We start from the raw sequence: 25,366 nt of genomic DNA, 5'->3' as shown, positions 1-25,366 counted from the left end.
TTTCCCACTCCTGTGGAAACGCTGTCTCGCTTAGCTAGTACAGAGGACTCAGCATGACCAAGACCACGCCTGAAAAGGATCTGCGCATCGAGACGATTCGCGGCCTGGCGCTGTTTCTGATGGTAGCGGGCCACGTCATCGGCAGTTCGTCGACCCTGGGCATGAAGGTGCCCGACGACTCCGTGCTGCGCTATCTCTACGACTCTCTCGTCTATGTCCGGATGCCGCTGTTCACCGCCATCTCCGGCTACGTCTATGCCTTGCGCCCGGTGAATACCGGCAGCGACCTGTCGCGCTTCTACCAAGGCAAGTTCAAACGCATCGGGATTCCCCTGCTGGTGGTGTCGACGCTGTTCTTCGCCCTGCAGATGGCCGTGCCCAACACCAACTACAAGCCGCAGCTGACCGACATCTTCAGCATCTACTTCTTCAGCTATGCGCACTTCTGGTTCCTGCAGTCGATCTTCTGCATCTTCGTGGTGATCGCCCTGCTGGAGAAGGCCGGCCTGCTGCTGACCTTGCGCAACTTCGGCCTGGTGTTCGCCGTGGCCCTGGCGGCGTCCTTCGCCTGGGAGAGCTTCCCGGACCTGTTCAGCCTCTACAAGGCGGTGCAGCTGTTCCCCTTCTTCCTCCTGGGCTTAGGTCTCTACCGCTTCGGCGCGCAACTCATCACCCAGCGCAACGTCACCACCATGGCCGTGGCCCTGGCGATCCTGGTGATCATCGACCAGGCGTATCTGTTCGAACTGGTGGATCTCGACGAGAACGACATGGCCGTGGTCGGCACCGCCCTGGGCCTGGCCGCCATCAGCCTGCTGATCGCCCGCCGCTTCTACTTCAAGCCGCTGGCCTGGCTGGGTTATTTCTCCTTCGAGATCTACCTGTTCCACGTCTTCGGTACCGCCGGTGCCCGCATCGTGCTGAACAAGCTGCAGGTTCACGACGTCTGGGTGGTCTTTACCGTCAGCATGGTCATGGGCCTGTTCCTGCCGGTGGCGCTCAAGCTGGTGCTGGAACGCATCAGTCCGCTGCACTTCCTCAGCGTGGCCTTCTTTGGCGCCAAGACCCGGGTCAATCGGGCTACGCCGCCGCTGCAGAAGAAAGCCACCGCCTAGGCGCCCGGCTCGGACGACCCGCCATAAAAAACCCACGCCTTGGCGTGGGTTTTTTCATTGTCTGGCGGATCAGTCGACGCTGAGCACGACCCGACCCCGGGTGGGGCACTGCTCCATGCAGCGGTGGGCCTCGACGAATTGCTCGAAGGGAAAGACCTGCTTGATCTGCGCCTTGAGCAGGCGATCGCGGGTCAACTGGTCGATGTGCTGCAGGGCCTCGCGCACCGCGGCGCAATCCGCCTCCAGACCCATCTCCGGCTGGCCGGTGAAGTCCTGGACGCAGTGGATGTACAGCTTGAATTTCTTCTTGAAGGCCGCGCAGGCCGGCAGCGGGGTCTGGTTGCCCCCATTGAGGCCGTAGAGCAGCAGCCGACCGCGGGGCGCCATGGCCTCGCCGAGCAGGGCCAGTTGCGGACCGCCCAGGGCATCCAGGGCCACGTGCACGCCAACGCCGTCGGTGATGCTGGCGATGCGGCTGACCAGATCCTCTTCCTCGGCGGCGATGACCCTTTCCGCGCCCAGTTCGCGCAGGTAGTCACGGTCGCCGGCGTCATGGGTGCTGGCGATGACCCGGGCCCCCAGGGCCTTGGCCAGCTGGATGGAGGCCGGACCGCAGCAGCGACTGGCATCGGTGATCAGCACCCATTCGCCCGGTTGCAGCCGGGCCTGGTGCATCAGCGCGGTATAGACGGTGAGCAGCGGGTTGTAGTGCACCGCGGCTTCCACCGGGGTGAGCACGTCCGGGTAGCGCACCAGGGAGGTGGCCGGATAGACCAGCTCGTCACCATAGGCCGGATAGCGATTGATGTCGTGACCCAGGAAGCTGGCCACGCGATCGCCCACCGCCAGGTCGGCCACGCCTTCGCCCAGGGCGGTGACCACCCCGGCCAGCTCGCAGCCGAGACCGGCCGGCGGCACGGCCTGCTCGGGGGCCAGATTCTGCCGCCAGAGCACGTCGTACCAGCTCACGCCAATGGCCTGGACCCGCACCAGCACCTCGCCTGGCCCCGCCACGGGCGTGGGCCGGTCGATGCAGGCGAGCACCTCCGGCGGGCCGAATTCGGTGAACTGGATCAGGCGGGACATGGCATTACCTCGCGTTGATGCCAACCCCGGGACGTGTGCCGAGGCGGACTGCTATGACTAGGACTCTAACCAGCCTTCCCTTAGGATTCTATGCATCCCCATCGATAATGGACATCGGGGGTATCGATCCACTCCCTGCCGGGGCCTGAATGAACCGTACCGATCTGCGTCGCGTCGACCTCAACCTGCTCATCGTGTTCGAGACCCTGATGCTCGAGCGCAGCGTCACCCGTGCCGCGGAAAAGCTGTTTCTCGGCCAGCCGGCGATCAGCGCGGCCCTGGCACGGCTGCGCACCCTGTTCGACGATCCGCTGTTCGTCCGCACCGGGCGCAGCATGGAGCCCACGCCGCGGGCCCAGGAGATCGCCGCCCTGCTGTCGCCGGCACTGGACCAGATCTCCAGCGCGGTGAGCCGGACCCAGAGTTTCGAGCCGGCCAGCGCCGACCGGGTATTCCGCGTCGGCCTCTCCGACGACGTCGAATTCGCCCTGCTGCCACCGCTGCTCAGGCGCATCCGCATCGAGGCGCCGGGCACCACCCTGGTGGTGCGCCGGATGAACTACCTGACCGCCGCCGGCATGCTGGCCTCCGGCGAGATCACCGTGGCGGTGGGCTATACCGAGGAGCTGCCGGCCAACGCCAAGCGCCGACCGGTGCGCCGCTTCGGCTTCAAGGTGCTGCGCGCCGACAGCAAGCCCGGTCGCCTGACCCTGGACGAATACTGCGCGCGGCCCCATGCCCTGGTGTCCTATGCCGGTGACCTCACCGGCTATATCGACGAATTGCTCGACAAGCTCGGCCGCCAGCGCCGGGTGGTGCTGGCGGTGCCCCAGTTCAACGGCCTGGGTTCGCTGTTGGCGGAAACCGATCTGCTGGTGATGGTGCCGGACTACACCGCGCGCCTGCTGGCCAGCACCGGTGGCCTGAGGTACGAAGACCCGCCAGAAGAACTGCGCGACGGCAGCCATGAATTGCCCATGGCCTGGAGCGGCGCCCAGGATCACGACCCCGGCGAGCGCTGGCTGAGGTCGCGCATCCAGATGTTCATTGGCGATCCGGACAGTCTTTAGCGCTTGTCGGCGTCGGGCTCCTGATCGCCGCGAGGCGTCCGACGCTCAGGGATGACGGCGCCCTCGGCACCGTCCGCACCCTTGGCGCCGGGAACGCCGCCAGGTCCGGCGGCACCACCCTGGCCTCCGCTACCGCCCTTGCCCGGTAGCGCGCCGCTACCGCCTGCGCCACCCGCACCGCCGGCTCCTCCGTTGCCGGCCAGGAGCAGGTATTCGGAATGGGCGGGCACAGGCGTCGGCAAGAACGGCTGGGCGACCGTTGCCGCGCTGGCCAGCAGCGCGGTGATCAGTACCAGGGTGTGGCGGGATAGCGACATCATCATCCTCCTGCAGCGGGGGTCTCGACCGGGGCCTGGCGACCACCGCGGCGCGCTTGGGCAAGGACAGGGTCTGCAGCCCCAACTCTAGCCCAGGGCTGACGCCGAGCTGAAGGGCTCTAGATAGCCGCTCTGCGCCCATTACCATCACCGCCAGCGATACCTACAGCAAAACCATCACCGTCATCGATAAATGAGTTCGAGCCCTTCGATTCGTCGGCGCCCTTCCCCGGCGGCAGACTCGCCTCCCTGACCTCTTTCCACCTCGGGCGGACTCGAACATGGATCTCTTCGCGAAAACCCTCGGCCCCCTGGCCCTGACCTCCACGCTGTTCCTTGCCGCCTGCGGCGATTCCCATCCCCAGGCCAGCGCGGCACCGCCCGCGCCCAAGGTGAGCGCCGCCGAGGTGCTGCGCCAGCCGGTGGTGGAATGGGACGAGGTGACCGGCCGCCTGGAAGCGCCCGAGTCCGTGGTGGTGCGTCCCCGCGTCTCCGGCTATGTCGACCGCGTGCTCTTCCACGAGGGTGCCCGGGTCAAGCGCGGCGACCTGCTGCTGCAGATCGATCCGCGCCCCTTCCAGGCCGAGGTCAAGCGCCTCGAAGCCGAGCTGCAACAGGCCCGCGCCAACGCCAGTCGCACCGCTGACGAAGCCGCCCGTGGCGAACGCCTGCGCAGCAGCAACGCCATCTCTGCGGAAATCGTCGAGGCCCGCCGCAGCGCCGCCCAGGAAGCCAAGGCCAGCGTCGCTGCCGCCCAGGCGCAACTGGACGCCGCGCGCCTGAATCTGGGCTTCACCGAGGTCCGCGCCGCCATCGACGGGCGCGTCGGCCGTGCCGAGGTCACTGCCGGCAACCTGGTCAACGCCGGAGACACCCGCCTCACCACCCTGGTCTCCACCGACATGGTCTATGCCTATTTCGACGCCGACGAGCGCGTCTTCCTCAAGCAGCAGGCCCTCGCCCGCCAGGGCCAGCGCGGCGCGGCCAGCCCGGTCTACCTGGCGCTGTCCAACGAAGACGACTTCTCCCACGAAGGCCACATGGACTTCATGGACAACCAGCTCGATCCGCGCACCGGCACCATCCACGGTCGCGCCGTGTTCGACAATGCCGACGGCCGCTTCACCCCGGGACTCTATGCCCGGCTACGGCTGGTGGGCAGCGGCACCTACGAAGGCACCCTGATCCAGGACGCCGCCGTGGGCACCGACCTGGGCAAGAAATTCGTGCTGGTGGTGGACGGCCAGAACAAGGCCGCCTATCGCAACGTCGATCTGGGCCCACGCCTGGAAGGTCTGCGCATCGTGCGCAAGGGGTTGGAAGCCGGCGATCGCATCGTGGTCAACGGCCTGCAGCGAGTGCGTCCGGGCATGACCGTCGACGCCCAGTCGGTGCCCATGGCCGATGCCACCACCCTGGCCGCCCTCAAGCGCCAGCGCGACGCGGTCCTCGCCAGCCTGCCGGCGCCCACCCAGCCGCTCAAGGTGGGTAGTCGCTAGACCCCAGGCTCAACCTTCTTCCCATTTCAGACTTTCACCGTCCAGGCATCGCGTCTATCGCGGTCATGGACCGCTCCTACCGCAGGAGCGGTCCATGACCGCGATGGACGCGACGGCCGCCTGTTGCCCAAGGAAAGCCCGATGAACTTCTCCCAGTTCTTCATCCGCCGGCCGATCTTCGCCGCCGTGCTCTCGCTGATCATCCTGATCGGCGGGGCCATCTCGCTGTTCCAGCTGCCGATCAGCGAATACCCCGAGGTCGTCCCGCCCACCGTGGTGGTGCGCGCCACCTTCCCCGGCGCCAACCCCAAGGTGATCGGCGAGACCGTCGCCGCGCCCCTGGAGCAGGCCATGAACGGCGTGGAGCACATGCTCTACCTGTCGTCCCAGTCCACCGCCGACGGCAAGCTGACCCTGACCATCACCTTCGCCCTGGGGACCAATCTGGATACCGCCCAGGTGCAGGTGCAGAACCGCGTCACTCGCACCCTGCCCAAGCTGCCGGAAGAGGTGCAGCGCCTCGGCGTGACCGCCGACAAGGCTTCGCCGGACCTGGCGATGGTGGTGCACCTGACCTCGCCGGATCAGCGCTACGACATGCTCTATCTGTCCAACTACGCCCTGATCAACGTCAAGGACGAGCTGGCGCGACTGGACGGCGTGGGCGACGTCCAGCTGTTCGGCATGGGCGACTATTCCCTGCGCGTCTGGCTCGATCCGGACAAGGTGGCCTCGCGCGGCCTGACTGCCAGCGACGTGGTCACCGCCATCCGCGAGCAGAATCGCCAGGTCGCCGCCGGTGCCCTTGGCGCGCCGCCGGCCCCGGGCAGCACCAGCTTCCAGCTGGCCATCAACACCCAGGGCCGCCTGGTGGACGAGGAAGAATTCGCCAACATCATCGTGCGCGCCGGCAGCGACGGCCAGATCACCCGGCTGCGCGACATCGCCCGCATCGAACTGGGCTCCAACCAGTACGCCCTGAGGTCCCTGCTGAACAACCAGCCGGCGGTGGCCATCCCGATCTTCCAGCGCCCCGGCAGCAACGCCATCGACCTGTCCAACCAGGTACGCGCCAAGATGGCCGAGCTCAAGCAGAGCTTCCCCCAGGGCATGGACTACGAGATCGTCTACGACCCGACCATCTTCGTGCGCGGCTCCATCGAGGCAGTGGTGCACACCCTGTTCGAAGCCATCATCCTGGTGGTGCTGGTGGTGATCCTGTTCCTGCAGACCTGGCGCGCCTCCATCATTCCCCTGGCGGCGGTGCCGGTGTCGCTGATCGGCACCTTCGCGGTGATGCACGCCTTCGGCTTCTCGCTCAATGCGCTGTCCTTGTTCGGCCTGGTGCTGGCCATCGGCATCGTGGTGGACGACGCCATCGTGGTGGTGGAAAACGTCGAGCGCAACATCGGCCTCGGCCTCGATCCGGTGGCCGCCACCCGGCGCGCCATGGGCGAGGTGACCGGTCCGATCATCGCCACCGCCCTGGTGCTCTGCGCGGTGTTCGTGCCGACCGCCTTCATCTCCGGTCTCACCGGGCAGTTCTATCGCCAGTTCGCCCTGACCATCGCCATCTCCACGGTGATCTCGGCCTTCAATTCCCTGACCCTGTCGCCGGCCCTGGCCGCGGTGCTGCTCAAGGGCCACGACGCGCCCAAGGACCGTTTCTCGCGGCTGCTCGACCGGCTGTTCGGCGGCTGGCTGTTCGCCCCCTTCAACCGCTTCTTCGAGAAAGCCAGCCACGGCTACGTCGGCGCCGTGCGCCGGGTGCTGCGCGGCGGTTCCATCGTGCTGGTGCTCTATGTGGTGCTGCTCGGCCTGACCGGCCTGGGCCTGGTGAAGACGCCGACCGGCTTCGTGCCGCCCCAGGACAAGCAGTACCTGGTGGCCTTCGCCCAGTTGCCCGATGCCGCCACCCTGGATCGCAGCGAAGAGGTCATCCGCCGCATGTCGGCCATCGCCCTCAAGCACCCGGGCGTGGAAAGCACCGTGGCCTTCCCCGGCCTGTCCATCAACGGCTTCACCAACAGCCCCAACAGCGGCATCGTCTTCGTGACCCTGAAGCCCTTCGAGGAGCGCCGCGATCCCTCGTTGTCCGCCGGTGCCATCGCCGCCCAGCTGAACGGCGAATTCGCCGCCATCCAGGAATCCATCATCGCCATCTTCCCGCCGCCGCCGGTACAGGGGCTGGGCAGCATCGGCGGCTTCCGCCTGCAGGTGGAGGACCGCGGCAACCTGGGTTACGAAGAACTCTACGCCCAGACCCAGAGCGTGCTGGCCAAGGCCCGGCAGCTGCCGGAACTGGCGCCGGAGTCGCTGTTCACCAGCTACCAGGTCAACGTGCCGCAGATCGATGCCCACATCGACCGCGAGAAGGCCAAGACCCACGGGGTGCCCATCGACGCCATCTTCGACACCCTGCAGGCCTACCTGGGCTCGGTCTACGCCAACGACTTCAACCGCTTCGGCCGTACCTTCCAGGTCAACGTCCAGGCCGACCAGCGCTTCCGCCTGGAACCCGAGCAGATCGGCCAGCTCAAGGTGCGCAACGACCGCGGCGAGATGGTGCCCCTGTCCACCTTCGTCAAGGTCAGCGACACCGCCGGTCCCGACCGGGTGATGCACTACAACGGCTTCCTCACCGCCGAGATCAACGGCGCGCCGGCGCCCGGCTACAGCTCCGGCCAGGCCCAGGCGGCCATCGAGGGGCTGCTCAAGCAGGAGCTGCCCAACGGCATGACCTTCGAATGGACCGAGCTGACCTACCAGCAGATCCTCTCCGGCAATACCGCCCTGCTGGTGTTCCCGCTCTGCGTGCTCCTGGCCTTCCTGGTGCTGGCCGCCCAGTACGAGAGCTGGAGCCTGCCGCTGGCGGTGATCCTGATCGTGCCCATGACCCTGCTCTCGGCCATCACCGGGGTGATCCTGGCCGGCAGCGACAACAACATCTTCACCCAGATCGGTCTGATCGTGCTGGTGGGCCTGGCGTGCAAGAACGCCATCCTCATCGTCGAGTTCGCCAAGGACCAGCAGGCCACCGGCAAGGACCGCGTCGCCGCGGTGCTGGAGGCCTGCCGCCTGCGCCTGCGGCCTATCCTGATGACCAGCTTCGCCTTCATCATGGGTGTGGTGCCCCTGGTGACCTCCACCGGCGCCGGCGCCGAGATGCGCCACGCCATGGGCGTCGCGGTGTTTTCCGGGATGCTCGGGGTGACCTTCTTCGGTCTGCTGCTCACGCCGCTCTTCTATGTGCTGGTACGCGCCTTCGTGGAGCGTCGCCAGGCTCGCTCCGCCGTTGCCCAGGAGGCCCAGGCATGAAGGCTTTCGCTTCCCTGCTGCTGGCGCTGGCGGTCTCCGCCTGCGCCGTCGGCCCGCACTACCAGGCGCCTGAGCAGGCACCCGTCCAGCTCAAGGCCAGCCAGCAGCCCAGCGCCTACGACCAGGGCCGCTTCGAGGCGCTCTGGTGGCGCCAGTTCGAGGACCCGACTCTCAACGCCCTGGTGGCCAGCAGCCTGGACGGCAACCGCGAATTGCGCGCCGCCTTCGCCCGGCTGCGCGCCGCCCGCGCCCTGCGCGACGACGACGCCAACGACCTCTATCCGACGGTCACCAGCCGTGCCAGCAGCCAGCTCGGCAAGGCCCAGCAACCCGGTTTCACCGAGGAGCGGGTCAACAGTGATCGCTACGACCTGGGCCTGGACATGGCCTGGGAGCTGGACCTGTTCGGTCGGGTCCGCCATGCCCTGGAAGCCAGCGATGCCCGCGCCGAGGCCGCGGCGTCGGATCTCGCCGCGCTGCAGGTCAGCCTGATCGCCGAGCTGGTGGATGCCTATGGCGATCTGCGCGGCGCCCAGCTGCGCGAACGCATCGCTCGCGACAACCTCGGCAACCAGCGCGAAGCGCGCCGCCTGACCGTGACCCTGAGGGACGAAGGCATGGGCAGCGACCTGGACGTGCAGCGCAGCGAAGCGCGGCTGGCGGCCACCGAAGCCAGCCTGCCGGAATTCCAGGCCCAGGCCACCCGCGCGCGCAATCGCATCGCCACCCTGCTCGGCCAGCGCCCGGATGCCCTCAGCGTGGATCTCTCACCCAAGGCCCTGCCGGCCATCGCCAAGCGCCTGCCCATCGGCGATCCCGGCGAATTGCTGCGCCGTCGGCCGGACGTGGCCGCCGCCGAACGCCGGCTGGCCGCCGCCACCGCCGACGTGGGCGTGGCCACCGCCGATCTCTTCCCGCGGGTCAGCCTCTCGGGCTTTCTCGGCTTCACCGCCGGGCGCGGTTCGCAGATCGGCAGCAGCGCCGCCCGGGCCTGGGGACTCGGCCCGAGCATCACCTGGCCGGCCTTCGACCTGGGCAGCGTCCGCGCCCGCTTGCGCGGCGCTCGCGCCGGCTCCGAAGAGGCCCTGGCCAACTACGAGCAGCAGGTGCTGACCGCCCTGGAAGAGAGCGCCAACGCCTTCAGCGACTACGGCCGTCGCCAGGAGCGCCTGCAGGCGCTGATCCGTCAGTCGGTGGCCAGCCGCGCCGCTGCCGACCAGGCCGAGATCCGCTACCGCGAAGGGGGCACCGACTTCCTGGTGCTGCTCGATGCCCAGCGCGAACGCCTGGCCGCCGAGGACCAGCAGGCCCAGGGCGAGATCGAGCTCTATCGCGGCATCGTCGCCCTCTACAAGGCCCTGGGTGGCGGCTGGGACGTGCAACCCGCGCGTCTCGCCCAGGGCAACGCTTCCCCCGCGCCGGCGCTCTGACGCCGGCGCTTACCCCCGGCACGCGTGTTCCCCTGCTCCTTTGGCGTGTCGGTTTTTTTCTTCCCCCCGCCCCGCTGCGACGCTCCTGGCACCGCAGCGGGGCACCCCCTGCCCGGCGACGCGAGCAAAAGCCCGTTGCAGAGGTCTCAAAGAGGTCCGGGCCTCTGCCCGCCGGTGTCTGCCCCCCAGGCTGGACGCCTTGCGGCTGTTTCCTAATATTTTGTAAGGGAGACAGGCCTAGGAATCTGTGGTCTCTCTTTTATTATCACCTTAGGTTATTAAACCGCCGGTTCTTGTACGAAACTCAGAGATCGCTTCGCGCGCCCCTTGCCGTCCCGGCAAGCGTCCCGGCGCGGGAATCGAATGCCGCTCGAGGCCTCTAGGGAGCCCCATCTACCAACCGCCGTGAGGCGGCTCAGCTAAAGGATGCAGGCATGGTATTGGCGCTGATCATCGCGTTGCCCTTCCTGGGAACACTGCTGTCGCTGGCGACCGATCGCTTCGGCCGGCGCGCCTGCGCCCTGGGCACCGCCGTGGCCCCCGCCCTGGCCCTGGCCCTGCTGGCCACGCAACTGCCCGCAGTTCTCGACGGCAGCGTGCTGCTGCACCGGGTCGACTGGCTGCCGGCGCTGGGGCTGAATCTCAGCCTGCGTCTGGACGGCCTGGGGCTGATGTTCGCCCTGATGATCCTGGTCATCGGCCTGCTGGTGATCCTCTATGCCACCTACTACCTGAGCAAGGACGAACCGGTCGGGCGCTTCTTCGCCTACCTGCTGCTGTTCATGGGCGCCATGCTGGGCGTGGTGCTGGCGGAAAACCTGCTGCTGCTGATGGTGTTCTGGGAGCTGACCAGCCTGTCGTCCTTCCTGCTGATCGGCTTCTGGAGCCACAGCAAGGAAGCCCGCCAGGGCGCACGCATGGCGCTGACCGTCACCGGCGGCGGCGGCCTGGCCCTGCTCGCCGGCATCCTGTTGCTCGGCCATATCGTCGGCAGCTTCGAGCTGAGCGACGTCCTCGCCGCCGGCCCGCTGATCACCGGCCATGCGCTCTATCCGCTGGCGCTGATCCTGGTGTTGCTGGGCGTCTTCACCAAGTCCGCGCAATTCCCCTTCCACTTCTGGCTGCCCCAGGCCATGGCCGCGCCGACGCCGGTCTCGGCCTATCTGCACTCGGCGACCATGGTCAAGGCCGGGGTTTTCCTCTTGGCGCGCCTCTATCCGGCCCTGGCCGATTCCGAGTGGTGGTTCTACATCGTCACCCTCACCGGCCTCACCACCCTGGTGGTGGGCGCCATCCTGGCGCTGTTCCAGCACGACCTCAAAGGCCTGCTGGCCTATTCCACCATCAGCCACCTGGGGCTGATCACCCTGCTGTTCGGCCTCGATACCCAGCTGTCCACCGTGGCGGCGGTGTTTCACATCCTCAACCACGCCACCTTCAAGGCCTCGCTGTTCATGGCCGCCGGCATCATCGACCACGAGACCGGCAGCCGCGACATGCGCCGCCTGGCCGGCCTCTGGCGCTACATGCCGCACACCGCGGTGCTGGCCATGGTCGCCGCCGCGGCCATGGGCGGGGTGCCCCTGCTCAACGGCTTCCTGAGCAAGGAGATGTTCTTCAACGAGACCCTCAACCACGGCCTGTTCGGCAGCTTCAGCTGGATCGTACCGGCGGTGGCGGTGCTCTACGGGGTCTTCTCGGTGGCCTATTCGCTGCGCTTCATCCATGACGTCTTCTTCAACGGCGAGCCACGCGACCTACCCCACTATCCGCCCCACGAACCGCCGCGCTACATGAAGATCCCGGTGGAGATCCTGGTGCTGCTCTGCCTGCTGGTGGGCGTGGTGCCCGGCTACACCGTGGCGCCGCTGCTGGCCGCCGGCGCCAGCGCCGCCCTCGGCGGCAGCCTACCCGACTACAGCCTGGCCATCTGGCACGGCTTCAACACCGCCCTGGTGATGAGCATCCTGGCCATGGTCGGCGGGGTGCTGGTCTATGCCTTCCGTCAGCCGCTGTTCCGCTGGCAGGAAGGCCTGCCCGACGTCGATGCGCGGCTGGTCTTCGAACAGGGCCTGAATCGGCTGATCGGCTTCGCCCAGCGCCTCACCGGGCGCCTGGAGAGCGGCTCGCTGCAGGGTTATATCGCCCTGATGCTGACGGCCACCCTGGTGCTGCTGGTGGCGGCGCTGTCCGGCATGGACAGCCTCCACGGCCCGGTTGCCCTGTCGCCCTTCGATCCGCTCACCGCCCTGGGCCTGGGCATCCTCATGCTGACCGCGGTGCTGACGGTGTTCTTCCACCGCAACCGCCTCAAGGCGCTGATGACCCTGAGCACCGTGGGCCTGATCGTGTCCCTGCTGTTCGCCCGCTATTCGGCGCCGGACCTGGCGCTGACCCAGCTGTCGGTGGAGGTGGTGACCATCATCCTGCTGGTGCTGGCGCTGTTCTTCATGCCCGATCGCACCCCCATCGAATCCAGCAGCCTGCGCGGCCTGCGCGACGTGCTGCTGGCCGGCGGCCTGGGGCTGCTGGTGGCGCTGCTGGCCTATGCCGTGCTGACCCGCCCCTATGAGGGCATCGGCGACTTCTTCCTGGCCAACTCGGTGTCCGGGGGCGGTGGCTACAACGTGGTCAACGTCATCCTGGTGGACTTCCGCGGCTTCGACACCCTCGGCGAGATCACCGTGCTGGCCATCGCCGCGGCGGGCGTCTACGGCCTGCTCAAGCACCTGCACCTGCCGCATCCGCTGGTCGATCCCAAGGGCACGCCCTGGTCCCGCGACAGCCACCCGATGATCCTCAACAACGTGGCGCGAGTGCTCTTGCCGCTGGCGCTGCTGGTGTCGGCCTTCATCTTCGTGCGTGGCCACAACCTGCCCGGTGGCGGCTTCATCGCCGGCCTGATCACCGCCATCGCCCTGATCCTGCAGTACGTGGCCCACGGCGTGACCTGGACCCAGCGGCGCCTGCCGATCAGCTACCACGCGCTCTGCGGCCTCGGGGTGCTGATCGCCGCCCTCACCGGGCTGGGCTCGCTGGCGTTCGGCCGGCCCTTCCTGACCACCGCCTTCGACTACTTCGCCATCCCCCTGATCGGCAAGACCGAACTGGCCACCGCGCTGATCTTCGATCTCGGGGTCTACCTCGCCGTCGTCGGCGCCACCCTGCTGATCCTCTCCAACCTGGGCCACGTCAGCCGGGACGAGAAGGACACGGACGGCTCCAGTCAGGAGGTGCTCTAGCATGGAAATCCTGTTCTGCACGGCCCTCGGGGTGCTCACCGCCAGCGGCGTCTACCTGCTGCTGCGGGCGCGTCTCTATCCAGTGGTGCTCGGCCTCACCCTGCTCTCCTATGCGGTCAACCTCTTCCTGTTCGCCATGGGTCGCCTGCGCACCGGCGTGCCGGCGGTGATCGGCCAGGCCGCCGAGCAGGCCGACCCGGTGCCCCAGGCGCTGGTGCTCACCGCCATCGTCATCGGCTTCGCCATGACCGCCTTCGTGGTCGCCCTGTCGCTGCGCGCCCTGGGCGAGTTGCGCACCGACCACGTGGATGGCGAGGAGCCGCGCCGATGAAGCACCTGATCATCCTGCCGATCCTCGTGCCGCTGTTCATGGGTGCCTTCCTGCTCATGCGGCCGCGGCTGTCCGCCCGTACCGCGCGCGGGCTGTCGCTGCTCGCCACCGCGACCCTGCTGCCGCTGGCGCTGCTGCTCCTGCAGCGGGCCAACGGCGGCCAGCTGGAGGTCTATGCCCTGGGCGACTGGCCGGCGCCCTTCGGCATCGTCCTGCTGCTGGATCGCCTGGCCGCGCTGATGCTGGCGACCGTGGCGGTACTGGCCGCCGGCGCGGCGCTCTACGCCTGCCGCGGCGACGACAACCGCGGTCCGGATTTCCACGCGCTGTTCCAATTCCAGCTGCTGGGCATCAACGGCGCCTTTCTCACCGGCGACCTGTTCAACCTCTTCGTCTTCTTCGAGATCCTGCTGATCGCCTCCTATGCCCTGCTGGTGCACGGCGCGGGACCGGCCCGAGTGCGCGCCGGCCTGCACTATGTGGTGCTCAACCTCGTGGGCTCGGCGCTGTTCCTGATCGGCATCGGCCTGCTCTATGGCCTGCTCGGCACCCTGAACATGGCCGATCTGGGCCTGAGGGTGGCCAACGCCGATCCCGCGCAGGCACCGCTGCTGGCCGCCGCCGGCTTCCTGTTGCTGGTGGTGTTCGGCCTCAAGGGCGCCCTGCTGCCGCTGTACTTCTGGCTGCCCAGCGCCTATTCCGCCGCCAGTGCGCCGGTCGCCGCCCTGTTCGCCATCATGACCAAGGTCGGGCTCTACGCCATCGTCCGGGTCTTTCTGCTGGTGTTCGGCGCCGCCGCCGGCCCCCTCGCCCACTATGTGCTGCCCTGGCTCTGGCCATTGGCGGCGGTCACCCTGGCCGCCGGGGTGTTCGGCGCCCTGGCGGCCCATCACCTCAAGGCCCTGCTCGGCTATCTGGTGGTCGTCTCGGTGGGGATGCTGCTGACCGGCGTGGCCCTGGGCAGTGTCGCCGGACTCGCCGCCAGCCTCTTCTACTTGGTGCACAGCACCTGGATCGCCGGCGCCCTGTTCCTGCTGGCGGATCTCATCGCCCAGCAGCGCGGTGCCCAGGGCGATACCCTCGGCAGCGGTCCGCCGCTGGCGCACCCCCGACTGCTCGGCGGGCTGTTCTTCCTCGGCGCGGTCTCCGTCGCCGGCCTGCCACCCTTCCCCGGCTTTCTCGGCAAGGTGATGCTGCTGCAGGCCACCGGCACCGCCTGGCCGGCGCTGATCATCTGGCCGGTGGTGCTGCTCGGCGGACTGGGCATGATCATCGCCCTGTCCCGCGCCGGGACCACGCTGTTCTGGCGCGGCCGGGGCGCGGCCCTGGACGTCCGCCTCGATCCCATCCAGCTCACCGCCACCCTCGGCCTGCTGCTGGGTAGCCCGCTGCTGATGGCGCTGGCGGCGCCGCTGCATGGCTACGCCCTGGAGACCGCCCGGCAACTGCTGGACGTCGCACCCTACTTCGATATCGTCCGGGGAGTTGGCCCATGAAGCGCTGGCTACCGCACCCACTGCTCACCGTCCTGCTGACGCTGACCTGGCTGCTGCTCAACAACAGCCTGAGTCTGGGCCAGCTGCTGCTGGGTCTGCTGCTCGGCTGGGGCATTCCGCTGCTCTGCCAGGATTTTCTGCTGCACGCCCCCCGCTTGCGCCGCCCCCTGCTCCTGCTGCGCTACATGCTGGTGGTGCTGTACGACATCATCGTCGCCAACCTGCACGTCGCGCGGCTGGTGCTGGGGCGGACCGAGGCGCTCAAGCCCGCCTTCATCGAGGTCCCCATCGACATCGAGGACGAATTCCTGCTCACCCTTCTCGCCTGCGTGGTGTCCCTCACCCCCGGCACCGTGTCGTCAGGCCTCAGCGGCGATCGCAAGACCCTGCTGCTGCACGGTCTGGATGTCGCCGACAAGGACGAGGTGATCCGCCAGGTCAAGACGCGCTATGAGGCCCCACTCAAGGAGATCTTCGAATGCTCACCTACGTGACCCTGCTGTGCATGGGGATGATGGGCGTGGCCGCCGTGCTCAACGTCTATCGCCTGGTGAAGGGACCGGACATCCCGGATCGGGTGCTGGCCCTGGACACCCTCTATATCAACGTCCTGGCGATCATCATCCTGTTCGGCATCTGGCTGGCCACCGACGTCTTCTTCGAGGCCTCGCTGCTCATTGCCGTGACCGGCTTCGTCGGCACCGTGGCGCTGGGCAAGCACATGCTGCATGGCGAAATCATCGATTAACGGAGCGCTATCCCATGCCCTTCTGGCTCGAACTCCTGATCTGCGCCCTGCTGCTCATCGGCAGCAGTTTCGCCCTCATCGGCGCCATCGGCCTGTACCGGCTGCCGGACTTCTTCATGCGCCTGCACGGGCCGACCAAGGCCACCACCCTGGGCGTGGGCAGCACCATCATCGCCTCGATGCTGTTCTTCAGTGTCCAGGGCGAGGGCCTCAGCCTGCACGAGCTGCTGATCGCCCTGTTCATCTTCATCACCGCGCCGGTCAGCGCCCATATGCTGGCGCGCGCCGCCATCCAGCAGAAGGTCAAGCAGGTGGAGCGCACCGACGGCCAACCCTGGCGTTAGGGCTGGCCGCGCCGCACGCGCTGCTAGCGACCGCCGCTGACCTTGCTGAAGTCCTGGCGGCCGAAGGGATTGGGCTGGTAGCCCTCGACGCCATTCTTGGCCAGCACCGTCACCGTCGGGTGCGCCAGCGGCAGCCACAGCGCCTGGTCGTGGATGATGCGCTGCGCCTGGTGGTACACCGTGGCCCGCGCCATCTGGTCGGACAGGGTCTTGCCCTTGCTGATGGCGCCATCCAGGGTCTTGTCGCAATAGCGGGCGAAGTTCAGGCCCGACTGCACCGAGGCGCAGGAGAATTGCGGCGTCAGGTAGTTGTCCGGATCGCCGTTGTCGCCGGCCCAGCCCATGAACAGCAGGTCGTGCTCGCCGGTCTTGGCGCGGCGGATCAGTTCACCCCACTCGATCACCTGGATCTGCGCATCGACGCCGATCTTCTTCAGGTCGGCCTGCAGCATCTGCGCGCCCAGCTGCGGATTGGGATTGAGCAGGCTGCCGCTGGGTCTCGTCCAGATGGTGGTCTTGAAGCCGTCCTTGAGGCCCGCCTGGGCCAGTAGCGCCTTGGCCTTGGCCGGGTCATAGGGATAGGCCGGCACGTCCTTGGCATAGCCCCAGGTGGTGGGCGGATAGACGTTGTCGGCGGCCACCGCGGTGTCCTGGAACACCGCCTTGAGATAGCTCTGCTTGTCGAACGCCAGGTTGATGGCCTGGCGCACCTTGATGTTGTCCAGCGGCGGATGGCTGGTGTTGATGCCGACGAAGGCGGTCATGAAGGCCGGCGTCTGCAGCACCTGCAGACTCTTGTCCTCATGGGCGCTCTGCAGATCCTGGGGCTTGGGCGACAGGGCGATCTGGCACTCGCCGCGCTTGAGTCGCTGCAGGCGCACCGCCGAATCCGGGGTGATGGCGTAGATCAGCCCGTCCAGCTTGGGCTTGCCGCCAAAGTAGTCCGGGTTGGCGGCGTAACGCACCACGGCGTCCTTCTGGTAGCGCTTGAAGACGAAGGGACCGGTGCCTATGGGCTCGTCGTTGAGCTGCTCGGTCTTGCCGGCCTTGAGCAGCTGCTCGGCGTACTCGGCCGAGTAGATGGAGGCGAAGCCCATGCTCAGGGTCGGCAGGAAGGTGGCATCCGGGCTGTTGAGCACGATGCGCACACCGAGGTCGCTGGTCTTTTCCACGCTCTTGATCAGCTTGGGCCACTGCATCGACTGGGCATGGGGATAGCCGCTCTTGGCCACCCCGTGCCAGGGATGGTCCTTGTCCAGCATGCGCTGGAAGCTGAACACCACGTCGTCGGCCGTCAGGGTACGGCTGGGGGTGAAGTAGTCGGTCTGGTGAAACTTCACGTCCGGACGCAGGGCGAAGTCGTAGGTCAGGCCGTCGTTGGAGATCGTCCAGCTCTGCGCCAGGCTCGGCACCAGCTTGGCTTCGCTGGCATCGTATTCCACCAGGCGATTCATCAGCACGTCGGCCGAGGCGTTGGTGGTGGTCAGAGAGTTGTACTGCACCACGTCGAATCCATCCGGACTGGCTTCGGTACAGACACTGAGCGTGGCGGCCTGCGCCAGCAGGGGCGCGAAGAGCAGTGGCAAGGCGGCGAAACGCATAGAACGATTCCTTGTAGAGCCGAAGTGGGCAGACGGCGCACGGATGACTGGCAACGGCGGACAGGGCGGTCGTCTGGCGGGCGTGGATTGAGTTTGGCAGTCGCTCTAAACTAGACCACCCGTCCGTCCGTCACAATGCTTCCGACCGACGAACGGTTGGCATTCCGGCCGGGCCCGCACAGCGCCCGGTGCGCGGGCATTTCATCCGTCGCCCTACCTTGTTATGCCCGAGTACTTCTGGTATAAAACAGCGCTCTTTTTTCGGGGTATGGCCGCTTCAGGTCCCCGGCGTTTGCCGGCTCTCCCCGTCAAAACAGGAATCAATACAGTTACAAGCGGCCAACCCATGCCGGGTTTGGCATGAGGTTTATGAGGGCTGAGCCATGTCGAGAGTTTGCCAAGTAACCGGTAAGGGTCCGATTACTGGGAACAACGTTTCCCACGCTAACAACAAAACCCGTCGTCGTTTCCTGCCGAATCTGCAGCACCACCGTTTCTGGGTAGAATCCGAGAAGCGCTTCGTGCGTCTGCGCGTTTCTGCCAAGGGCATGCGTATCATCGACAAGCGCGGTATCGAAACCGTACTGTCCGAGCTGCGTAGCCGCGGCGAAAAATTCTAAGGGGATTCGTCATGCGTGAATTGATCCGTTTGATTTCCAGTGCCGGCACCGGTCACTTCTACACCACTGACAAGAACAAGCGCACCAAGCCCGAAAAGATCGAAATCAAGAAATTCGATCCGGTCGTGCGCAAGCATGTCATGTACAAGGAAGGCAAGATCAAGTAATTGATCGCCCCCTTGAACAAGAAACCCGCCTCGGCGGGTTTTTTGTTGTCTGGCGTCCGGCCCGGCAGCTCCGGCGCCCGGGGCGCCGGAGGCCGCTCGGCCCGCTACTTGAACTGACCGGTCAGCTCGCGCAGGGCGGCTTCGGCTCCAAGGATCTTCTGCATGCACTCCCGCGCCTTGGCCGGATCGATGCTCAGCCGCGCATAGAGCTCGTCGGGAATCGGCTGGGCCGGGCCGTTGCCGATGCCCTCGGCGCGCAGCAGCTGCACGGCCAGGAAGATCAGGTTGGGATAGACCGCCTGCTCGCCCTGGTAGCCCGGATCGCCCTGGAAGCGCAGCGCCGTCACCACCTCTTCGGGCATTTCCCAGCAGCGCATCAGGGCCGCGCCGATCTGCTCGCGGGTGATGCCCAGCAGGTGGTGCTCGATGACCTGGTGATCGAGCTGGCGGTTGGCTTCCAGGTGGCGGCAGATCAGCGAGAAGTGCGGCGGAAAGACGTGGGCCAGCACCAGATAGCCGAAGTTGTGCAGCAGGCCGCCGAGATAGGCCAGGCCCATCTCCGGCCGCTCCGCGCGCGGCATGGAGCGCGCCAGGCCCTCGATCAGGGCGGCGGTGTAGATGGCCTGCTTCCAGTAGGGGGTTTCCTGCTGGGCCTGGTCGCTGGGCAGGCTCAGGGTCTTGCCCAGGGCCAGGCCGAGGGCCAGGTTGATCACCAGGTCGAAACCCAGCACCCGCACGATGGCGTCTTCCACCGAGCGGATCTTGCCGGGCGCGGCATAGTAGGGCGAGGCGGCCCAACTGATCACCTGGGCCGCCAGGGCCGGATCGGTCTCCACCACGTTGGCCAGATCGTCCACCGTGGCCTCGGGATCGACCCGCAGCTTGATGACCTTTTCCGCCGTCTTGGACAGCGGCGGGATCTCCAGCGTCTCCTCCAGGCGCTGGCGGATGCGCCGCGCGGTGAAGGCGGTGGCGGCATGCAGGATCTCCGCCTCGTCGCGTTCCGGTTGCCGCAGATTGGGCTGGATACCGGCCGCCGGGATGCCGAAGCTGCCCGCGGTGGCCTGATTCAGCAGGCGCCTATAGTCAGACGTTTCCACTTCCAGCAGCAGCGAGCGCTCACCGGATTCCAGCAGCAGGCGCGGCGCTTCCAGCAGTCGCTCGTCATACAGGCAGGGGGAATTGGTCAGCGACGGCAGCCCCGGCAGGACATCCAGTTCGTAGCGCTCCAGGGTGCGCATCAGCCGCTCCGGCGCCACCACTGCCAGCTGCCGCCCGGTGAATTCCACCAGCCGGCGCAGGTCCAGCAGCTGATCCTCGGGCAAGAGCACCAGCAGCATGCCGACGCTGTCGCTCAGAAGCACCGTGTGTACCCGATTCGCCTGCGGCAGGCGCGTCGTCGCCGGGACCGGCCGATAGGCCAGGTTCAACTGGGCGAGCAACTGCTGGATCGAAGGGGGAACCTCAGGGAGGGGCGAAGCGAGCGCTACATCGGTCATGGCATTTTCTTCCTCACGTACGCCCTGGAGTATAACCATTCGGCTCCGTAGGTAGCGTCGTCTGTATAAGCTTTGTCAAACCTGGCCGTATTGCTGGCCATGGCGCAACCAGCGCTCCAGCAGCGGACCGGCATGACTGGGCCAGCGGGCCAGCAACTCCTGGGCGGCATCGCGCACCGCCGGCAGCCAATGGGCGTCGCGCATCAGATCGGCCACCTTGAACTGCAGCAGGCCGGTCTGACGGGTCCCCAGCATCTCGCCCGGGCCGCGCAACTCCAGGTCCTTCTCGGCGATGATGAAGCCGTCGTTGGTCTCGCGCATGATAGCCAGCCGCTCACGACCGATCTGCGACAGCGGCGGATGGAACAGCAGCACGCAGTGGCTGACGGCGCTGCCCCGCCCGACCCGGCCGCGCAGCTGGTGCAACTGGGCCAGACCCAGGCGCTCGGGATTCTCGATGATCATCAGACTGGCGTTGGGCACGTCCACCCCCACCTCGATCACCGTGGTGGCCACCAGCAATTGCAGGTTGCCGGCCTTGAACTCGGCCATCACCGCGGCCTTTTCCGTCGGCTTCATGCGTCCATGGATCAGCCCGACGTGCAATTCGGCCAGGGCCAGCTGCAATTCCTCGTAGGTGGTCTCGGCCGCCTGGCAGGTGAGCTCCTCGGATTCCTCGATCAGGGTGCAGACCCAGTAGGCCTGGCGCCCTTCGTGGCAGGCGGCGCGCACCCGCTCCACGACTTCCTCGCGACGGCTGTCGGTGACGCTCACGGTATTGACCGGCGTCCGTCCCGGCGGCAGTTCGTCGAGCACCGAGGTGTCCAGATCGGCATAGGCGCTCATGGCCAGGGTGCGCGGGATGGGGGTGGCGGTCATGATCAGCTGGTGCGGCGCCAGGCGACCGTCGACGCCCTTCTGGCGCAGCGCCAGGCGCTGCTGCACGCCGAAGCGGTGCTGTTCGTCGATCACCACCAGCGCCAGGCGGGCGAAACGCACCTCGTCCTGGAACAGCGCATGGGTGCCCACCACCATGGGCGCCCCGGCGGCGATGCGCTCCAGGGAGCTGGCGCGGGCCTTGCCCTTGAGCTTGCCGGCCAGCCAGGCCACCTCGATGTCCAGGGCGGCGAACCAGCGCTGGAAGTTGAGGAAGTGCTGCTCGGCAAGGATCTCGGTGGGCGCCATCAGCGCCACCTGGTAGCCGGCCTCGATGGCCTGCAGGGCGGCCAGGGCCGCGACCACCGTCTTGCCGGCGCCGACGTCGCCCTGCACCAGCCGCAGCATGGGCTCGGGCTGGGCCAGGTCATGGGCGATCTCGCGCCCGACGCGCTGCTGGGCGCCGGTGGGGGTGAAGCCGAGGTTGTCCAGATACAACTGTGGCAGCCGGCGGGCGGCCGGCAGGGGCACCGCACGCTGGGCGCGCAGGGTCTCGCGCAGCCGCTGCAGGGACAACTGGTGGGTGAGCAATTCTTCGAAGACCAGCCGCTCCTGGGCCCAGTGCCGGCCCTCGGCCAGCTCTTCCAGGTCCGCGTCCGGCGGCGGTCGATGCAGGTAGCGCAGGGCATCGGCCAGGGGACCCAGGCGATAGTGCGCGGCCATCTCCGGCGGCAGCCAGTCGGGCAGGGATTCGGGCCCGAGTCGTTCCAACGTCTGGGCGCTGAGCTGGCGCAGGCGCAGCTGGGTGAGGCCTTCGGTGGTCGGGTAGATGGGCGTCAGCGTCTGCTCGACCGGCGCCGGGGCGTTCTCGTCCTGGGCGCGGTATTCGGGATGGTAGATCTCCAGGCCTGAGGCGCCGGGGCGCACCTCGCCATAGCAGCGCAGCAGGGTGCCGCGCTTGAGGCCGTCCTTTTGCGCCTGGCTGAAGTGGAAGAATCTCAGCGACAGGGTGCCGCTGCCGTCCTGCAGGCGCACCAGCAGGCTGCGCCGCCGGCCCATGAGCACCTCGGCGGAGGCGACCATGCCCTCCACCACGGCGTCCTGACCGGGCCGCAGGGCGCCGATGGGCACGATGCGGGTGCGATCCTGATAGCGCAGCGGCAGGTGGAAGAGCACGTCCTGCAGGGTTTCCAGGCCGACCCGCGCGAGCTTCTCCTGCAGAGCGGCGCCGACCCCCTTGAGGGCGGTGACCGGCGTCGCGGCCAGTTCACTCATGCCGGCTGCACGACGCCCTTGGCTTCAGGCCGCGCCACCGAGCACAGACGGACCGAGTCGGCCAGCACCTCGATGGCCTTGGGCCGCGGAAAGCTGGCGCGCCAGGCGATGGCCACGGTGCGATAGGGCACCGGCCGCTCGAAGGGGCGCACCTCGATGATTCCCGGCGCATAGTGGTGACTCTCCACCGCCGAGAACGGCAGCACCGAGACGCCCAGGCCGGAGGCCACCATGTGGCGGATGGTTTCCAGCGAAGAGGATTCCACCGTGGAATTCTTGTTTTCCTCGTGCTTGCGCACGGTCGGACAGGCTTCCAGGACCTGGTCGCGGAAGCAGTGGCCTTCACCCAGCAGCAGCAGACTCTTGTCGCTGAGCTGGTTCTGCGGGATGGCCTTGAGCTTGGTCCAGGGGTGCCGGGCCGGCATCATCACATAGAAGGGTTCGTCGTACAGCGGCAGGGTCAGGACGTCCGGCTCGTTGAACGGCAGGGCGAGGATGACGGCATCCAGCTCACCGGTGCGCAGCTTGTCGCGCAGCAGGTGGGTGAAGTTTTCCTCGATGTACAGCGGCATCTCCGGCGCCACCCGGTTGAGCTGCGGGATGAGGTGCGGAAAGAGATAGGGCCCGATGGTATAGATGGCACCGATCTTCAGCGGCGCGGTGAGCTGGTTCTTGCCGGCCTGGGCCAGCTCGCGGATGCCCTGGGCCTGCTCCAGCACCTTTTGCGCCTGGGCGACGATGCCCTCGCCGGTGGGGGTCAGGCGCACGGCACTCTTGCTGCGCTCGAAGATCAGAATGCCCAGCTCGTCCTCGAGCTTCTTGACGCCGACCGACAGCGTCGGCTGGCTGACGTGGCAACGCTCGGCAGCTCGGCCAAAGTGCTGTTCCTGGGCGAGCGTGACGATATAGCGCAGTTCAGTCAGGGTCATAGTCAAATTCCATGGGGTGCCGGCCAATCTTAGCGGCTGTCTCTATCAACGGCCAAGCGCGACGGGCAGCAGCCTGCGCTCTCGGGTTGGACCACGGCCGGGCGCAGGCTACCCTGGCCGTCTGTCCCGGCCTTTGCAGAAGGAAACACCGATGAGCACCATCCTGATCGCCGGTTGCGGCGATGTCGGCAGCCGTCTCGGCCTGCAACTGGTCGCCCAGGGCCACCGGGTCTTCGGCCTCAGACGCACTGTCGCCGCCCTCCCCGCCAAATTGCTGCCGGTCGCGGGCGATCTCGCCGAGACCACGCCGCCGGCCGCCTGGCCGCGCGAACCCCTCGACCAGGTGGTCTATGCCACCGCCGCGACCCACCATGACGAAGCCGGCTATCGCGCCGCCTATGTCGAGGGCCTGCGCCACCTGCTCGGCTGGCTGGCCGCCTGCGACCAGCGTCCGCAGCGCCTGCTGTTCGTCTCCAGCAGCGGCGTCTATGCCCAGGGCGATGGCGCCTGGGTCGACGAAACCGCTCCCGCCGAACCCGAGCGCTTTTCCGGGCGCATCCTGCGCGAGGCGGAAGACCTGGCGCTGGGCAGTGGCCTGCCCGCCAGCGTGGTCCGCCTGACCGGCATCTACGGCCCGGGCCGCGAGGCGCTGCTGCGCCAGGTGCGCGAGGGCTCCCGGGTGACCCGCGAGCCGCCGCTGTATGGCAATCGCATCCATGTCGAGGACGCCGCCGGCCTGCTGGCGCTGCTGCTGCAGCGGGATCGCGAAGGCGTCGCGCTGGACGCCTTCTATCTGGGCGTGGACGACGATCCGGCGCCGCTGGATGAGGTGGTGGACTGGCTGCGGGCGCGCCTGGGCATCACCTTCTGGTCCGACGAGGCCCAGCTGCGCCGCGCCGGCAGCAAGAGGTGCAGCAACGCCCGCGCCCGGGCCCTGGGCTGGACGCCCCGCTACCCCAGCTATCGCGAAGGCTACGCGGCGATTCTCGACCGCTGAAAGGAAAGAGCCCGGCACAGGGCCGGGCTCCGTTCTCCGCTAGCCAGCCACTCAGTCGCGCAGGGCTTCACCGCGGGTGGCCTGAGGACGTTCCTCGACCTTGGCGGTGCTCTTCAGGTGCGGCAGGGCTGCCCAGTAGGCGGCGCCCTTCTCGGCGTCGTAGAGACCTTCCCACTTGGCGATGACCAGCGCGGCCAGGGCGTTGCCGATCACGTTCAGGGCGGTGCGCGCCATGTCCATGATGCGATCCACACCGGCGATGAAGGCCAGGCCTTCCAGCGGAATGCCGACGCTGCCCAGGGTGGCCAGGAGCACCACAAAGGACACGCCCGGCACGCCGGCGATGCCCTTGGAGGTGACCATCAGGGTCAGCACCAGCAGCAGCTGCTGGCTCAGCGACAGGTCGATGCCATAGAGCTGGGCGATAAACAGCGCCGCGATGCTCTGGTAGAGGGTGGAGCCGTCCAGGTTGAAGGAATAGCCGGTGGGCACCACGAAGCTGGTGATGGACTTGGGCGCGCCATAGGCCTCCATCTTCTCGATGATGCGCGGCAGCACGGTTTCCGAACTGGCGGTGGAATAGGCCAGGATCAGCTCGTCCTTGAGGATGCGGATGATGCGGAAGATCGAGAAGCCGAACAGCTTGGCCACCAGGCCCAGCACGCCGAGGGCGAAGAAGCCGATGGCGACGTAGACCAGCACCACCAGCTTGGCCAGTGGCAGCAGGGAGGCGAAGCCGAAGTTGGCCACGGTCACCGCGATCAGCGCGAAGACACCGATGGGGGCGTAGTTCATGATCATGTGGGTGACCTTGAACATGGCCTCGGAGATGCCCTGGAAGACCCGCACCACCGGATCGCGGGTGGCTTCCGGCAGGGCGCCCAGGCCCAGGCCGAACATCACCGCGAAGAAGATGATCGGCAGCATCTCGCCACGGGCGACGGCGGCGAAGACGTTGGACGGGATCAGGTTGAGGATGGTCGCGATGAAGGCGTGGTCATGCTGCACTTCCGCGGTGGTCTTCTGGTACTGGGAGATATCGGTGGTGCCCAGGGTGCTCATGTCGATGCCGGCACCGGGCTGCACGCTGTCGGCGAAGAACAGGCCGACAACGATGGCCAGGGTGGTGACGATCTCGAAGTAGAGGATGGTCTTGAGACCGATGCGACCAAGCTTCTTGGAATCGCCGACGCCGGCGATGCCGACCACCAGGGTGGCGATGACGATGGGCACCACGATCATCTTGATCAGCCGGATGAAGATGTCGCCGGCCGGCTTGAGGACGTTCGAGATCCACCAGGCTTTCTCGGCGCTGAAGTGGTTGAGCAGTGCGCCGACGGCGATCCCCAGCACGAGGCCGATAAGGATCTGCCACGCGAGGCTGAGCTTGGGCTTGGTCATGTACC

General features: G+C 67.3%; 21 protein-coding genes. 14 read left to right on the top strand and 7 right to left on the bottom strand.

The window, feature by feature from the left end; translation table 11 throughout:
• Positions 1-53: 53 nt before the first annotated feature.
• Entirely contained in the window at positions 54-1,115 is a 1,062-nt protein-coding gene (locus OXS31_RS01605) for an acyltransferase (RefSeq protein WP_027600645.1), read from the top strand.
• Positions 1,116-1,184: 69 nt separating this feature from the next.
• Here OXS31_RS01605 and OXS31_RS01600 read toward each other — a convergent pair whose 3' ends face one another.
• Complete coding sequence (locus tag OXS31_RS01600) at positions 1,185-2,201, bottom strand: zinc-dependent alcohol dehydrogenase family protein (RefSeq protein WP_267397476.1); 1,017 nt, start codon at positions 2,199-2,201, stop codon at positions 1,185-1,187.
• A gap of 149 nt (positions 2,202-2,350) precedes the next feature.
• Here OXS31_RS01600 and OXS31_RS01595 point away from each other — a divergent pair, with 149 nt between their 5' ends.
• Positions 2,351-3,271: a LysR family transcriptional regulator gene (locus tag OXS31_RS01595; protein ID WP_027597405.1), complete on the top strand. Its 921-nt coding sequence runs from the start codon at positions 2,351-2,353 to the stop codon at positions 3,269-3,271.
• Here OXS31_RS01595 and OXS31_RS01590 read toward each other — a convergent pair.
• A complete protein-coding gene (locus tag OXS31_RS01590; protein ID WP_267397472.1) occupies positions 3,268-3,588 on the bottom strand; it encodes a hypothetical protein in 321 nt (106 codons plus the stop codon). The genes OXS31_RS01595 and OXS31_RS01590 overlap by 4 nt on opposite strands.
• Positions 3,589-3,869: 281 nt before the next feature.
• On the opposite strand from OXS31_RS01590, the gene OXS31_RS01585 reads away from it, so the two are divergent.
• From OXS31_RS01585 to OXS31_RS01545, 9 genes are all read left to right on the top strand, one after another.
• Positions 3,870-5,087 (top strand): efflux RND transporter periplasmic adaptor subunit, encoded by a 1,218-nt coding sequence (locus OXS31_RS01585; protein WP_267397470.1) that lies wholly within the window; start codon positions 3,870-3,872, stop codon positions 5,085-5,087.
• Positions 5,088-5,228: 141 nt separating this feature from the next.
• A complete protein-coding gene (locus OXS31_RS01580; RefSeq protein ID WP_027597403.1) occupies positions 5,229-8,405 on the top strand; it encodes an efflux RND transporter permease subunit in 3,177 nt (1,058 codons plus the stop codon).
• Positions 8,402-9,835: a TolC family protein gene (locus OXS31_RS01575; RefSeq protein ID WP_267397465.1), complete on the top strand. Its 1,434-nt coding sequence runs from the start codon at positions 8,402-8,404 to the stop codon at positions 9,833-9,835. The genes OXS31_RS01580 and OXS31_RS01575 overlap by 4 nt, the downstream gene beginning before the upstream one ends.
• 434 nt (positions 9,836-10,269) lie before the next feature.
• Positions 10,270-13,077: a monovalent cation/H+ antiporter subunit A gene (locus tag OXS31_RS01570; protein ID WP_267397463.1), complete on the top strand. Its 2,808-nt coding sequence runs from the start codon at positions 10,270-10,272 to the stop codon at positions 13,075-13,077.
• 1 nt (position 13,078) lies between these two features.
• On the top strand, positions 13,079-13,408 hold the full coding sequence (locus tag OXS31_RS01565) for a Na+/H+ antiporter subunit C (RefSeq protein WP_027597400.1): 330 nt from the start codon (positions 13,079-13,081) through the stop codon (positions 13,406-13,408).
• On the top strand, positions 13,405-14,904 hold the full coding sequence (locus OXS31_RS01560) for a monovalent cation/H+ antiporter subunit D (RefSeq protein WP_267397457.1): 1,500 nt from the start codon (positions 13,405-13,407) through the stop codon (positions 14,902-14,904). The genes OXS31_RS01565 and OXS31_RS01560 overlap by 4 nt, the downstream gene beginning before the upstream one ends.
• On the top strand, positions 14,901-15,398 hold the full coding sequence (locus OXS31_RS01555) for a Na+/H+ antiporter subunit E (protein ID WP_027597398.1): 498 nt from the start codon (positions 14,901-14,903) through the stop codon (positions 15,396-15,398). Before OXS31_RS01560 ends, OXS31_RS01555 begins: the two co-directional genes overlap by 4 nt.
• Positions 15,383-15,652 carry a K+/H+ antiporter subunit F gene (locus OXS31_RS01550; RefSeq protein WP_007159900.1) on the top strand — a complete coding sequence of 90 codons (270 nt, stop codon included), beginning with the start codon at positions 15,383-15,385 and terminating at the stop codon, positions 15,650-15,652. Before OXS31_RS01555 ends, OXS31_RS01550 begins: the two co-directional genes overlap by 16 nt.
• A gap of 14 nt (positions 15,653-15,666) precedes the next feature.
• Complete coding sequence (locus OXS31_RS01545) at positions 15,667-15,996, top strand: Na+/H+ antiporter subunit G (protein WP_017642340.1); 330 nt, start codon at positions 15,667-15,669, stop codon at positions 15,994-15,996.
• Positions 15,997-16,019: 23 nt separating this feature from the next.
• Here OXS31_RS01545 and OXS31_RS01540 read toward each other — a convergent pair whose 3' ends face one another.
• The gene (locus tag OXS31_RS01540; protein WP_027597397.1) at positions 16,020-17,597 is read right to left on the bottom strand and encodes an ABC transporter substrate-binding protein; all 1,578 of its coding nucleotides are present in this window, start codon (positions 17,595-17,597) and stop codon (positions 16,020-16,022) included.
• A gap of 383 nt (positions 17,598-17,980) precedes the next feature.
• Between OXS31_RS01540 and rpmB the strand changes: the two genes are divergently transcribed.
• Together rpmB and rpmG are read left to right on the top strand one after the other, a co-directional pair.
• Positions 17,981-18,217 carry a 50S ribosomal protein L28 gene (gene rpmB / locus OXS31_RS01535; RefSeq protein ID WP_007159903.1) on the top strand — a complete coding sequence of 79 codons (237 nt, stop codon included), beginning with the start codon at positions 17,981-17,983 and terminating at the stop codon, positions 18,215-18,217.
• An 11-nt stretch (positions 18,218-18,228) separates the two neighbouring features.
• Positions 18,229-18,384, top strand: a complete 156-nt coding sequence (rpmG, locus tag OXS31_RS01530) for a 50S ribosomal protein L33 (RefSeq protein ID WP_007159904.1) — start codon at positions 18,229-18,231, stop codon at positions 18,382-18,384.
• 104 nt (positions 18,385-18,488) lie between these two features.
• Here the strand turns inward: rpmG and OXS31_RS01525 are convergent, their stop codons facing one another.
• The 3 genes from OXS31_RS01525 to OXS31_RS01515 form a co-directional block, all read right to left on the bottom strand.
• Entirely contained in the window at positions 18,489-19,883 is a 1,395-nt protein-coding gene (locus OXS31_RS01525; RefSeq protein WP_027600639.1) for an aminoacyl-tRNA deacylase and HDOD domain-containing protein, read from the bottom strand.
• Positions 19,884-19,958: 75 nt separating this feature from the next.
• Positions 19,959-22,034, bottom strand: a complete 2,076-nt coding sequence (recG, locus tag OXS31_RS01520; RefSeq protein WP_108581644.1) for an ATP-dependent DNA helicase RecG — start codon at positions 22,032-22,034, stop codon at positions 19,959-19,961.
• Positions 22,031-22,963 (bottom strand): hydrogen peroxide-inducible genes activator, encoded by a 933-nt coding sequence (locus OXS31_RS01515; protein WP_007159908.1) that lies wholly within the window; start codon positions 22,961-22,963, stop codon positions 22,031-22,033. The genes recG and OXS31_RS01515 overlap by 4 nt, the downstream gene beginning before the upstream one ends.
• A 151-nt stretch (positions 22,964-23,114) precedes the next feature.
• Here OXS31_RS01515 and OXS31_RS01510 point away from each other — a divergent pair, with 151 nt between their 5' ends.
• The gene (locus OXS31_RS01510; RefSeq protein WP_144954467.1) at positions 23,115-23,960 is read left to right on the top strand and encodes an NAD-dependent epimerase/dehydratase family protein; all 846 of its coding nucleotides are present in this window, start codon (positions 23,115-23,117) and stop codon (positions 23,958-23,960) included.
• A 51-nt stretch (positions 23,961-24,011) separates the two neighbouring features.
• On the opposite strand, the gene gltP is transcribed toward OXS31_RS01510, so the two are convergent.
• Positions 24,012-25,361, bottom strand: a complete 1,350-nt coding sequence (gene gltP, locus OXS31_RS01505; protein WP_044342529.1) for a glutamate/aspartate:proton symporter GltP — start codon at positions 25,359-25,361, stop codon at positions 24,012-24,014.
• Between the last annotated feature and the right edge of the window lie 5 nt (positions 25,362-25,366).

This window comes from Pseudomonas sp. GM_Psu_1 (genome assembly GCF_026544185.1).
GTDB classification, from domain to species: domain Bacteria; phylum Pseudomonadota; class Gammaproteobacteria; order Pseudomonadales; family Pseudomonadaceae; genus Chryseomonas; species Chryseomonas oryzihabitans.
Note: the sequence above shows the minus strand (reverse complement) of the source record. Positions and strands in the feature narration are given on the sequence as shown.

Excerpts from the sequence above, each read along its gene's own strand:
- OXS31_RS01570 (WP_267397463.1), top strand. The coding sequence starts at position 10,270 with ATGGTATTGGCGCTGATCATCGCGTTGCCCTTCCTGGGAACACTGCTG.
- OXS31_RS01525 (WP_027600639.1), bottom strand. The coding sequence starts at position 19,883 with ATGACCGATGTAGCGCTCGCTTCGCCCCTCCCTGAGGTTCCCCCTTCG.
- OXS31_RS01515 (WP_007159908.1), bottom strand. The coding sequence starts at position 22,963 with ATGACCCTGACTGAACTGCGCTATATCGTCACGCTCGCCCAGGAACAG.
- OXS31_RS01540 (WP_027597397.1), bottom strand. The coding sequence starts at position 17,597 with ATGCGTTTCGCCGCCTTGCCACTGCTCTTCGCGCCCCTGCTGGCGCAG.
- OXS31_RS01605 (WP_027600645.1), top strand. The coding sequence starts at position 54 with ATGACCAAGACCACGCCTGAAAAGGATCTGCGCATCGAGACGATTCGC.
- OXS31_RS01575 (WP_267397465.1), top strand. The coding sequence starts at position 8,402 with ATGAAGGCTTTCGCTTCCCTGCTGCTGGCGCTGGCGGTCTCCGCCTGC.
- OXS31_RS01550 (WP_007159900.1), top strand. The coding sequence starts at position 15,383 with ATGCTCACCTACGTGACCCTGCTGTGCATGGGGATGATGGGCGTGGCC.
- OXS31_RS01600 (WP_267397476.1), bottom strand. The coding sequence starts at position 2,201 with ATGTCCCGCCTGATCCAGTTCACCGAATTCGGCCCGCCGGAGGTGCTC.
- OXS31_RS01580 (WP_027597403.1), top strand. The coding sequence starts at position 5,229 with ATGAACTTCTCCCAGTTCTTCATCCGCCGGCCGATCTTCGCCGCCGTG.
- OXS31_RS01555 (WP_027597398.1), top strand. The coding sequence starts at position 14,901 with ATGAAGCGCTGGCTACCGCACCCACTGCTCACCGTCCTGCTGACGCTG.
- OXS31_RS01590 (WP_267397472.1), bottom strand. The coding sequence starts at position 3,588 with ATGTCGCTATCCCGCCACACCCTGGTACTGATCACCGCGCTGCTGGCC.
- OXS31_RS01510 (WP_144954467.1), top strand. The coding sequence starts at position 23,115 with ATGAGCACCATCCTGATCGCCGGTTGCGGCGATGTCGGCAGCCGTCTC.
- rpmG (WP_007159904.1), top strand. The coding sequence starts at position 18,229 with ATGCGTGAATTGATCCGTTTGATTTCCAGTGCCGGCACCGGTCACTTC.
- OXS31_RS01595 (WP_027597405.1), top strand. The coding sequence starts at position 2,351 with ATGAACCGTACCGATCTGCGTCGCGTCGACCTCAACCTGCTCATCGTG.
- OXS31_RS01560 (WP_267397457.1), top strand. The coding sequence starts at position 13,405 with ATGAAGCACCTGATCATCCTGCCGATCCTCGTGCCGCTGTTCATGGGT.
- rpmB (WP_007159903.1), top strand. The coding sequence starts at position 17,981 with ATGTCGAGAGTTTGCCAAGTAACCGGTAAGGGTCCGATTACTGGGAAC.
- gltP (WP_044342529.1), bottom strand. The coding sequence starts at position 25,361 with ATGACCAAGCCCAAGCTCAGCCTCGCGTGGCAGATCCTTATCGGCCTC.
- recG (WP_108581644.1), bottom strand. The coding sequence starts at position 22,034 with ATGAGTGAACTGGCCGCGACGCCGGTCACCGCCCTCAAGGGGGTCGGC.
- OXS31_RS01585 (WP_267397470.1), top strand. The coding sequence starts at position 3,870 with ATGGATCTCTTCGCGAAAACCCTCGGCCCCCTGGCCCTGACCTCCACG.
- OXS31_RS01545 (WP_017642340.1), top strand. The coding sequence starts at position 15,667 with ATGCCCTTCTGGCTCGAACTCCTGATCTGCGCCCTGCTGCTCATCGGC.
- OXS31_RS01565 (WP_027597400.1), top strand. The coding sequence starts at position 13,079 with ATGGAAATCCTGTTCTGCACGGCCCTCGGGGTGCTCACCGCCAGCGGC.